General features: G+C 58.0%; 8 protein-coding genes and 1 pseudogene. 4 read left to right on the top strand and 5 right to left on the bottom strand.

Annotation, left to right across the window (positions count from 1 at the left end):
* Nucleotides 1-49: 49 nt before the first annotated feature.
* The gene (locus NW818_RS00400; protein ID WP_011434105.1) at nucleotides 50-367 is read left to right on the top strand and encodes a TMEM14 family protein; all 318 of its coding nucleotides are present in this window, start codon (nucleotides 50-52) and stop codon (nucleotides 365-367) included.
* Here the strand turns inward: NW818_RS00400 and hypA are convergent.
* The 3 genes and pseudogenes from hypA to argJ form a co-directional block, all read right to left on the bottom strand.
* Nucleotides 364-762 (bottom strand): hydrogenase maturation nickel metallochaperone HypA, encoded by a 399-nt coding sequence (gene hypA, locus NW818_RS00395; RefSeq protein ID WP_011434106.1) that lies wholly within the window; start codon nucleotides 760-762, stop codon nucleotides 364-366. The two genes, NW818_RS00400 and hypA, sit on opposite strands and share 4 nt — an antisense overlap.
* A 3-nt stretch (nucleotides 763-765) precedes the next feature.
* Nucleotides 766-1,290 (bottom strand): annotated as a pseudogene (locus tag NW818_RS00390) (arginase family protein); the annotation flags it as partial.
* 126 nt (nucleotides 1,291-1,416) lie between these two features.
* The gene (argJ, locus tag NW818_RS00385; protein ID WP_414423537.1) at nucleotides 1,417-2,634 is read right to left on the bottom strand and encodes a bifunctional glutamate N-acetyltransferase/amino-acid acetyltransferase ArgJ; all 1,218 of its coding nucleotides are present in this window, start codon (nucleotides 2,632-2,634) and stop codon (nucleotides 1,417-1,419) included.
* Nucleotides 2,635-2,830: 196 nt separating this feature from the next.
* Between argJ and NW818_RS00380 the strand changes: the two genes are divergently transcribed.
* On the top strand, nucleotides 2,831-3,652 hold the full coding sequence (locus NW818_RS00380; protein WP_414423536.1) for an ABC transporter ATP-binding protein: 822 nt from the start codon (nucleotides 2,831-2,833) through the stop codon (nucleotides 3,650-3,652).
* A gap of 47 nt (nucleotides 3,653-3,699) precedes the next feature.
* Entirely contained in the window at nucleotides 3,700-4,716 is a 1,017-nt protein-coding gene (locus NW818_RS00375) for an ABC transporter permease (protein ID WP_414423535.1), read from the top strand.
* Between the two features lie 258 nt (nucleotides 4,717-4,974).
* Here the strand turns inward: NW818_RS00375 and NW818_RS00370 are convergent, their stop codons facing one another.
* Entirely contained in the window at nucleotides 4,975-5,988 is a 1,014-nt protein-coding gene (locus tag NW818_RS00370) for a phosphate ABC transporter substrate-binding protein (RefSeq protein ID WP_414423534.1), read from the bottom strand.
* 103 nt (nucleotides 5,989-6,091) lie between these two features.
* A complete protein-coding gene (locus NW818_RS00365; protein WP_414423533.1) occupies nucleotides 6,092-8,152 on the bottom strand; it encodes a ribonuclease catalytic domain-containing protein in 2,061 nt (686 codons plus the stop codon).
* Between the two features lie 530 nt (nucleotides 8,153-8,682).
* On the opposite strand from NW818_RS00365, the gene NW818_RS00360 reads away from it, so the two are divergent.
* Nucleotides 8,683-9,321: a response regulator transcription factor gene (locus NW818_RS00360; protein ID WP_414380901.1), complete on the top strand. Its 639-nt coding sequence runs from the start codon at nucleotides 8,683-8,685 to the stop codon at nucleotides 9,319-9,321.
* Nucleotides 9,322-9,698: the final 377 nt, after the last annotated feature.

Below are 9,698 nucleotides of genomic sequence, written 5' to 3'. Positions count from 1 at the left end.
GCTCAAATGAAAGATCAACACAACCTAGAGAGGACAAGGTTTTCCCATCATGCTGGCCGCACAAATCACCTTGCTGGTCTACGGGGCACTGCTTTTGGTGGGCGGAGCAATCGGCTATAGCAAAGGCAAAAGCTCCAAGTCTCTCATCGGGGGGCTGGTTGGGGCCGCCCTCAGCGGAGTCAGCTATGGGCTGCTGGGGGTGGATCCCCGCTGGGGGCTGGGCTTGGGCCTGGGGACGACAGTGCTGGGATCTATCGTATTCGCCCTGCGCTACCGCAAAACCCGAACGTTAATGCCTGCCGGCTTGATGTTCATCCTCAGCTTGGGAGCAGCTGTCCTTCTGGGACTTAGCTTTGGAGCGGCCTAGGCGACTTCTGGTTGCGCCGGTGGGGTGAAGTTTGTTGAACATTCGATGTAGTCAATCTCGATGTAGTCAATTTTCAGCTCTCGGCCCGAGCGAATCTCTTCCATCGGGGATCCGCAGTTGGGGCAAGCATAGCGCCGGCCTATTTCTGGCTTGTATTCTTGGCCGCAGGGATGGCAATAGGCAATGAGCGGCGTTTCCCGGATGACCAACTGGGATCCCTGTAGGAAAGTACCCTGGGTTTGTGCGGCATAGGCAAAGGTTAGGCTGGCCGGCTCTACACAGGTGAACTGTCCTACCACCAGGTGCACCCGAGCGATCTGAGGCTGTCCCGGCTGACTTTGCCACCAGTCACGTAGTGTTTGGATCAAGGCGCGGGTCATGTCGGTCTCGTGCATCTCTTACCTCCAGTCGCCGGCCATTTCTGGCGTCGCCTCCGGGTGGATGTAGGCGGGCTTCTCTCGGCGCGGCAGTTGCCCAGATACCACCAAATGGGCCAGCGTATCGCAAATAACTCGGGTGGCCATTAGAGCTGTGATATCGCTAATGTCGTAGGGGGGAGAGACTTCCACCACCTCCAGGCCACAGATCGGTGCTTCCCGCACAATGCGCTTGAGCAAGTAGAGCGCTTCCCGCGGCAGCAGCCCACCGGGCTCCGGCCAGCCTGTACCCGGCACAAAGCCGGCATCGATGCAGTCGATATCGAAGCTGATGTACACACAATCGGTGCCGTCTAGGGCTTTTTCGAGGGCGAAATCGGCGGCTGCATCCAAGCCCATTTCGGTGATGTCGGTAACGGTGAGGATGTGGGTGGCCCGCTCCCGGCACACCTTCACCCCTTGCCGTGGCACTTGCCAGCCACCAATGCCCAGTTGCACCAGGTTGTGGGCCGGTGCGTTGCGGATGTTGGTGGCATGAAACCAAGGCTAAGCCTCGACTCATTGTTGCCAGCCGGATAGGGAAAGCCTCGCTTCTTTGGCCAAAGCCGCTTGGGCTTCGGTAGAAAAGCCGTTATTTGCGTTCGATTCGGTGGTCATGGCTGGGATCCCCCATTAGGTGGTGTATTCGGCGTTGATGCGCACGTAATCGTAGCTGAGATCGCAGCCCCAGGCCACGCCCTGGCCGGATCCCTGATGGAGATCCACGGTAAAGGTCACCGGATCCCCTTTCAAGTACTCAGAGGCTGCCTTGCGATCGAAAGCCAGGGGCATTCCCCCCTGCATGAGCAGAAAATCCCCCAGACGAATATCCAACCGGCGGCTGTCGAAGGGGATCCCGGCTCGGCCGGCGGCGGCTGCCACCCGTCCCCAGTTGGGATCGTTGCCAAAAGCTGCCGCCTTCACCAAGGGAGAGCTGGCGATCACACGGGCCATATGCCGGGCTGCCCCATCATCCACAGCCCCACACACCCGAATTTCCAGCAGCTTGGTAGCTCCTTCCCCATCGCGGGCAATGGCCTTAGCCAGATGAATGCAAACTTGGTTGACCATCTCCGCCAAAGTCTGGGCAGCTTCTGTGCCGGCTTGCAGGGTTGGGATCCCACTTTGGCCGTTGGCCAGGGCCAAGAGCATGTCGTTGGTGCTGGTATCCCCATCCACCGTGATTTGGTTAAAGCTGAGGTCAGCAGCTTGCTTGAGGATCTGCTGCCACAGGCGGGGATCCACAGCCGCGTCGCAGGTTAAAAAAGCCAGCATCGTGGCCAAGTTGGGGTGGATCATGCCGGATCCCTTGGCAATGCCCCCGACCCTGACGGTGTACCCGTCGATCTCAGCTTGCAGGGCAACGCTTTTGGTCACCAAGTCGGTGGTGATGATGGCGCGGGCGGCGCTCTCCCCCCCCTCTGGAGAGAGGCTGTCGATAAGGCCGGGCAGGGCTGCCTGGATTTTCGGCATTTCCAGTTGTCGCCCGATGACCCCTGTGGAGGCCGTGAGCACCTGATGGGCCGGGATCCCCAACCGTTCTGCCACCCAGAGGGCCAGTTGGGCATTGTTGCGCTCCCCTTCTTCGCCGGTACAGGCGTTGGCTTGCCCAGCATTGCAGAGGATGGCCCGCACCGGCTGCTGTTGGGCGAGGATCCCTTGGTTGTAGGTAACACAGGCTGCTTTGACCTGATTGGTGGTAAAAACGCCTGACCCAACCGCATCGCACTCGGAAACGATCAAAGCCAGATCCGCAGCTCCTGAGGGCTTGAGGCCAGCGGCCACTCCAGCGGCTCGAAATCCTCGCGGGGCTGTAACAGCACCTGCAACCGGTTTAAATGGGGATCCCATGTGTTCCTTGGCCAGAGGGTGGTCGGCAACATCATACCGACTTGCTGCTCCGATTTGGGTCATCGCAAGCTTTCCGTGAGAAACTCTCTGGAAACCGGTTCTGAGGGAAAGAGTTGCAGTTACGCCTACCAAGCAGAGGCGGCAGAGAGGGTTATTTTGAAAGTGTGTGCTTCCTCTGCTCCGGGAATTGCCAGCCATGCCCACCCCTGTCATTACCCTCAACCATGTCAGCAAGGTCTATTCCAATGGCACGGTGGCTTTGCAGGACATGAATATGACCATCCAAGAAGGGCAGTTTGTCAGCTTGGTGGGGCCATCCGGCTGTGGGAAAAGCACGGTGCTGCGGTTGGTGGCGGGTCTGGGGCATCTGACCACAGGCTCTATCGAATGGGGGCAAAATCTTGAGAAGGATGCTCCCCAAGGGGAACCCAAGTTGGCCTTTGTGTTTCAGGAACCGGCCCTTATGCCTTGGGCGACGGTGATGGACAATGTGCGTCTGCCCTTGAAGTTGGCAGGTGAGCCCAAGCCAAAAGCCAATCGAGATGTCTTGGAAGCTCTGCAACTGGTGGGCCTGCGGGGGTTTGAGCGCAGTTTTCCCCGCGAGCTATCGGGCGGCATGCGCATGCGGGTTTCCATTGCTCGCGCCCTGGTAACCAAGCCGCAGGTGTTGCTGATGGATGAACCCTTCGGAGCTCTGGATGAAATCACCCGCAGCAAGTTGAACAGCGACCTGTTGGAGCTGTGGCAAGAAAAGCGCTGGACGGTGATCTTTGTTACCCACAACATTTACGAGGCCGTCTACCTGTCCAACCGCGTGGTGGTGATGGCGGCTCGCCCAGGGCGGGTGATAGCCGATATTCCCATCGATGCGCCCTATCCCCGCTCGGAAGACTTTCGCACCTCTTCCCTTTACAACAACTACTGCCGTGAAGTGTCGGCCCGTCTGCACGAGGCCATGCACGGCTCAGCTCAGGATCCCCCCTATTTGCGCCCCCTCTCTGCTGGACGTTTGCGCTGACGGGATCCCTGGCTTAGCGGTGTTCTCTCTGTTGCGTAAGTCCCTTGATGCCCCAACCTCACGATATGTTCGACCTGTTTGTCCAGCTTCTCGAGCCATGGCGCCGTTGGCTGGGATCCCTTGTTGGCTTGGGGGAGAGCTGGCCTCTCCATTGGCCAGATTGGTCTCTGCCCAAGCTGACCGGCGCAGTTGGAGAAAAACTCGGATCCCAACCCACGGATGAGGCAGACATACCGAGTGCCGGCTCAGGGGTGCCTGCAAAGGGGTTGAATCTGGGCCGTTGGTTCAACCTGGAAGTGATTGCCCCCCTTATCGTCGGGATCCTCTTCTTGGTGGGCTGGGAAGTGGCGGTGCGGGTAACGGGAGTGCCCCACTACCTCTTGCCGGGGCCGATTTTGGTGGTGCAAACCCTCATCCGCGACTGGGGAACGCTTTTTCCTTCCCTGTTGATCACTGTGCAAATTACGGTGGTGGCCTTTTTGGCTGCCACAGTGTCGGGGCTTTTGGTCTCGATTGTGTTCACCCAGAGCAAATGGATCGAGCGCAGCTTTTTCCCTTATGCGGTGATTTTACAGACGATGCCCATTGTCTCCATCGCCCCGCTGATCATCATTTGGCTGCGCAACAACACCTTTGCTGCGATGGTGGTGTGCGCCTGGATTGTGGCTTTTTTCCCGATTCTTTCCAACACCACTCTGGGGCTGAACAGCGTCGATCACAACCTGCTCAACCTGTTCCAACTGTACAAGGCCAACCGCTGGCAAACGTTGATCTACTTGCGGCTACCCAGTGCCATGCCCTATTTCATGGGGGGCCTGCGCATCAGCGGTGGCCTCTCTTTGATTGGGGCGGTGGTGGCGGAGTTTGTCGCTGGTACTGGCGGGCAGCGGGCCGGGATCGCCTACCAGATCTTGATCTCCAGCTTCAACCTGCAGGTGCCCCGCATGTTTGCGGCCTTGATCTTGGTCACCGGCTTGGGGATCCTGATCTTTATTTCCTTAAGTGCTCTATCCGACAGGGTGTTGGGCAAGTGGCATGAGAGCGCTGTGCGCCGAGAGAACTGAAAAATTGAACTTTGGTGAAAATTAGGGCCCCCTCTCTAACATTTAGGGTCATTTGGATTCAAACTAGGACGCTGCACCCACCCCTAAAACGTTGAACGCACGCGGCCAAAGGCTTTTCTCAATAGCTCAGGCGCCTCACTCTAACCTGAAACGACTAAGTGCCTTGAATAGGAGCAGGTGGAAGGCGTCTTCTGGAAAAGTCCAGAGATATCGCTGCGCTTGCTGTCGGCGGCTATCTCAGATGCTATTTTTGGGTTGCTATCGGAGGGGGATGAACTCAGTGCGGCCAATGATTTGCTGGCCTTGATCCGAGAGCGCGTAGTTGATGAAATCGGCCACCACAGGGCTGGTTCTTTGAGGTGCCACCAAAAACACAGTCCGCGCCAAGGGGTAGCTGCCCCTCTGGATGGCCTCACGGGTGGGCATCTGGCCGTCGATGGGCACAATCCGCACCGTTTGCTGGTTTTGCACCTGATCGACAGTGCTGTAGGTGATGCCATCTTCTCCCAAAGCCCGCAGCAGCGGGGTGGTGACATCTTCTGTGGCGGTGGTGAAGTAGGGAGGGTTATCGGGAGCGAAGGGCAGCCCCAACAACACGAGTTCTTGGAAAACGCTGTAGGTGCCGCTCTGGGGGGCGCGATTGAGGACCCGAATCCGCCGATCCGGGCCGCCCACCTGGCTCCAATTGGTGATCCGACCCTGGAAGATATCGGCCAATTGCTGCAGCGTCAGTCCTCCTTTGTAGGGGTTGTTCACCCCCACCGCCACCGCCAGGGCATCTTTGGCCACCGGGATCGCCTGTAGACCCGCCTGCACTTCGCTGGCATTGAGGGGGCGGGAGCTAGCGGCCATCTGGATGCGACCTTCCATCAGGGCCTTCAGGCCGGCATTGGATCCATTGGGCTTGCCATCCGGGATCCCATAGGCGAGGGGAATGCCGGGGTTGCGCTGGGTGTAGCCTCCCTTCAGGGCCAAGACGATCCGGATCATCGTGACGCTGCCATCCATCTGGAGCACTACTGGGTTGGGCAGAGAAGTATCCAGATTAACGGCGTTGGCAGGCGGGTTGGGTACCTGGGCCTGAGGGGGGTTGGGCGCTGTTGGGGCTTGGGGCCGGGCAGCTGGAATCTGGCTGGGGATAGGAGGCGTGTTCTCTCTATTCAGGAATGAGTCCAACAGGCCGGAACGATAGGCATACCAGCCGCCGCCTCCCAGTATCGCGAACAAAAGAATGTAAACGATTGGAGGTGGGCCGGAAGGTCGTGCAGTCATGGGATCCCCCCTAAAGAAAATTCACGATCCAGACTTTTGAGACTTCCCCCTCTGTTGTATCAGCTATCCGCGCAGATTGGGTGAGCAGCAGGTTAAGGTGCATCTATCCGCACATGGCCGCCTCTCGTCCCACCTCGCGCAGCTCGATCACATCCGCACGGGGATCCGCCTGCACAACTTCCAACTCGATCCAAGCCCCCAGAGGAATCTGGCGTTCTAGGCGCACCGGCACCCGAAAGGCAATCTCATCCAGCATGGCCAGCACCAAGTTTTCCTGCTCGCGCAGGTAGCCCAAGACCAAGGCCCGCCAAGTTTGCCCCGGTCGCAGCCGCAGGTATTCGATGCTCCAGTAGCGCTTGGATTTCCGCTCCACCTGGTTGGCCTCTACGGTGCCCGGCTCAATCCCCAGCAGCAGCTGCTGCACATCCGCTTCCGTCAAGGGCAAGGGATCCCCACGCAGGAAAGCCTTGATCTGGTAATGGGCCACCAAGTCCAGGTAGCGCCGAATCGGGGAGGTAACCTGACAGTAGGCCTCAAGCCCCAGCCCTGTATGTCGCCCCGGCTGGGTGGCTACTTCCGCCCGCGATAGACAGCGCATGATGGCAAAAGACCGAACTGGCCCCTGGGGATACCTATCCAGCACTTCGGGAGGAGGTAAGTCGGGAGCCGGCTGCAGACGATAGGGCACCGGGATCCCATTTTGGCTGGCGAAGCGAGCCGCCACCTCGCCGGTGAGCACCATCATTTCCGCCACCATCTGCCGCGCAGGAGTATCCTCGATTACCCGGAGGTGGGGGATCTCGTCGATGACCTTGATATCTTGCTCCGGCAGGCCGATCTGAATGGCCCCCTGAGCCATGCGCCACCCATAACGCCACTGGGCTGCCCGGGCAATGGCTGTCAGTTGAGCCTCTGCCCCCAACTCCAACATTTCATCGGCATCTTCGTAGGTGAGGCGGTAGGTCACTTTGATCTGGCTGAGGCAAACTTCGGAATCCCGGATCTGGCCGTCGGATCCCAGTAGAATGCCAAAGCTAAGGGCAGGCCGCACCTCTCCCTGCACCAAGCTCATCGGGCCAGTGGACAACTCCGGTGGGAACATCGGGATCACCCGCTCCGGCAAATAGACACTGGTGCCACGCTTGCGGGCTTCCAAATCAAGGGGATCCCCCCACTGCACCCAACAACTGGGATCGGCAATGTGGATCCAGAGCTTCACCGCATCATCCGACCAAAACTCGACACTGAGGGCATCGTCGATGTCGCGGGTGCTGGCATCATCGATGGTGTAGGTGTGGAGATGGGTGAGATCCCGCCGCAGATGGGGATCCCAGAAAGAGGGAGGCTGGCTGAGCAGGGCTTGGGTGTATCGCTCCACCGCCTTCGGGAACTGGGTTGGGATCCCGGTGAGGCGCAGGGCCAGGTTCTCGTGGCGGCTCCACAGCCCCAGAGCCACCAAAGCCTCAAAGGCCCCCTGCGGAGTGTCAGGAAACCCCATCAGCTCCAGCAGTTGCGAGGCCCGTTCCCGATCCGACGGGTTGAGATTGGAAGAGAGATCCTCGTGGCTGCGAATGGCTGCTGCTGCTCCCTGTAAGGCCAGGCGTTCCAGCACCTCCAGGCGGGCCCGCTCGGCAGGAGTCCAGGGATACCCTTGGCCGGGATGAGCCAGAGCCTCCCGCAGGTGGGCCTCAAACTCTGCTTGTTCCTGCTGCCGTTGTTGGGCGACGGCCATTTGATGGAGGATCTCCTTCACCTGAGCCGGAGTGCGGGGTTCGTAGCTTTCCCCCTTTTGCTTGAAGTAGGTGCGATCCTCGCTCAAGAGGCGGTAGGCGGCATAGGTAGAGACCGGAGAATCATCAGAAAACAACAGCCGAGCCATCTCCGCCAAGCTCAGGGGCTGACGCTCCTCCTGCACCAGTTCCCAGGCCAACGCCAAACTTTCGGGATCCAACTTTGCTTGCACCGCCTGCCAAAAGCCGGGGATGTCGGAAGCCGTGAAGCTGGATCCCCCGTTCAAAGCAAAGGTAATCTGGCGAGGGTGAACACTATGAACCTGCCCAGAAGGCACCCCCAGCAGTAGGTTCTTCTTGCCCTCGGTGCCCTGAACCACTGCCAACACACGGTCGTTATTGTAACGAAACTCCACCAGTGTGCCCTTTTCCACCCGTTCTCCCCATGTCGGCTGTCGTTAAAGCGCAGGCTTTCTTCCATTCTCCACCAGCTCTGTCCGCCTGCCTACCTGGAAACCCCAGCCAGAAGACATACGGGCACTTGAATAGGTAGCAGATGTTAGATATATCGGTACTTAAGCATATAGGTATGTGATATATAGACACACGAGATACAAATTTTTGGGTAGATTGCGGTTATGTGTTGGGCACTGCGATTTCAGAGCAGAGGCCAGCTCTGCCAGGTTTGTGGGATAGGGTTACCAGCCAGGGCTCCTAAATTCCGTAGAGATACTGTTGCCAGCATTTCGCAAGTGGATACTTCCACTTCTTCCATGTGTGATATCCTAGAGACTAGGGGTAGGGCACAGTTACCATAGGCTGCTCCCCAATTGAGCAAGCAAAAGGGTGGTACTCAAGAGTCGTTTCCCTACAGTGAAGGTCACAAAAACAGGAGTTCTGTATTTCTTCACCTAAAACTTTTTAGCTTAGCGCTCATTTTAGCTTAGCGCTCAAAAGGTGAGCTGTGGACAACCCGAAGCGACTGTTGCTCATCGACGACGATCCGAACTTGATCCTTCTGGCAAAGGATTACTTGGAGTTTCGCGGCTACGAAGTGGTGGCGGCAAGCAACGGTCTGGAGGGGTTGGAAGCGATGCGCCATTTCACTCCAGACCTGATCATCTGCGATGTGATGATGCCGGAGATGGATGGCTACACCTTTGTGGAAACCATTCGCTCCAACAGTGCTACGGACTGGATACCTGTGATTTTTCTGTCGGCGCGTGGGCAAACGGCAGACCGGGTGCGCGGCCTGACCACAGGGGCAGATGTTTACATGGTCAAGCCCTTTGAGCCGGAAGAATTGGTGGCGCAGGTGGAGTCTTCTCTCAAACATACCGAGCGCCTGTTACAAGTGCAGAATGTGGGCATTCAGCCGGTCATAAAACTGGATCGGGAAATTGAGCTGACGCCAACAGAAACTAAGGTGATCCAGTACGTGGCCAGGGGCATGTCCAACCGCGAGATTGCCGAAACTCTTGGGGTGAGCCAGCGCACTGTTGAAAGCCACGTCAGCAACATGCTGGGCAAAACCGGCCTGCACAACCGCACAGAACTGGCCCGCTGGGCAATAGAAAGTGGTTTGGGCAAAAAACCGTTGTAATTCCCGCCACCCCTTTCAACGGCTGGAGAACTCTATCTCCTCGGCGCGATTGGAGATAGGGTAGTGATCGCACTTGAAGGGCAAGGTAACTGGGGTGGGCAAGTCTTTTCAAAAATTGGCGGGGGAGGATCTGCTGGCCTTGCCCCAACGTACATTGGCCGCCGATTTTCACTGCGTTACCCAAAAACTGGGTCTAAAGCCCCGTCCTTCCAGGACAGTTTTTGCCCTGTTGTTGTCATTTTAAACAGGAATGAAACATTTCCGTTGCATTGCTTCCTAGCTCCTTTCTCCCTCTGGGACAGGATCTAAAGGTGATTGTGGAAGCGGCGTGGAACGTTTGGGCAGCAGCGGGGGTGTCTCAATCTAGTTTGAAATGA

Origin of the sequence: Synechococcus sp. R6-5, assembly GCF_047461775.1 — a bacterium.
GTDB lineage: Bacteria > Cyanobacteriota > Cyanobacteriia > Thermostichales > Thermostichaceae > Thermostichus.
This window is presented reverse-complemented; position numbering and strand designations above follow the sequence as displayed.